We start from the raw sequence: 858 nt of genomic DNA, 5'->3' as shown, positions 1-858 counted from the left end.
CACCTTCGCAGGCTTACAGAACGCTCCCCTACCCAACAACACATAGTGTCGCTGCCGCAGCTTCGGTGCATGGTTTAGCCCCGTTACATCTTCCGCGCAGGCCGACTCGACCAGTGAGCTATTACGCTTTCTTTAAATGATGGCTGCTTCTAAGCCAACATCCTGGCTGTCTGTGCCTTCCCACATCGTTTCCCACTTAACCATGACTTTGGGACCTTAGCTGGCGGTCTGGGTTGTTTCCCTCTTCACGACGGACGTTAGCACCCGCCGTGTGTCTCCCGTGATAACATTCTTCGGTATTCGTAGTTTGCATCGGGTTGGTAAGTCGGGATGACCCCCTAGCCGAAACAGTGCTCTACCCCCGAAGATGAGTTCACGAGGCGCTACCTAAATAGCTTTCGGGGAGAACCAGCTATCTCCCGGTTTGATTGGCCTTTCACCCCCAGCCACAAGTCATCCGCTAATTTTTCAACATTAGTCGGTTCGGTCCTCCAGTTAGTGTTACCCAACCTTCAACCTGCCCATGGCTAGATCACCGGGTTTCGGGTCTATACCCTGCAACTTAACGCCCAGTTAAGACTCGGTTTCCCTGCGGCTCCCCTATACGGTTAACCTTGCTACAGAATATAAGTCGCTGACCCATTATACAAAAGGTACGCAGTCACACCCGAAGGTGCTCCCACTGCTTGTACGTACACGGTTTCAGGTTCTTTTTCACTCCCCTCGCCGGGGTTCTTTTCGCCTTTCCCTCACGGTACTGGTTCACTATCGGTCAGTCAGGAGTATTTAGCCTTGGAGGATGGTCCCCCCATATTCAGACAGGATACCACGTGTCCCGCCCTACTCTTCGAGTTCACA

At 52.8% G+C, this 858-nt stretch carries 1 rRNA gene; it reads right to left on the bottom strand.

What is annotated here, in order from left to right:
• Positions 1 to 858: ribosomal RNA gene (locus MKR05_RS26880) — 23S ribosomal RNA — on the bottom strand; the annotation flags it as partial.

The organism is Klebsiella sp. K5-204 (assembly GCF_030128585.1).
In the GTDB taxonomy this organism is placed as follows: domain Bacteria; phylum Pseudomonadota; class Gammaproteobacteria; order Enterobacterales; family Enterobacteriaceae; genus Klebsiella; species Klebsiella quasipneumoniae.
Note: the sequence above shows the minus strand (reverse complement) of the source record. Positions and strands in the feature narration are given on the sequence as shown.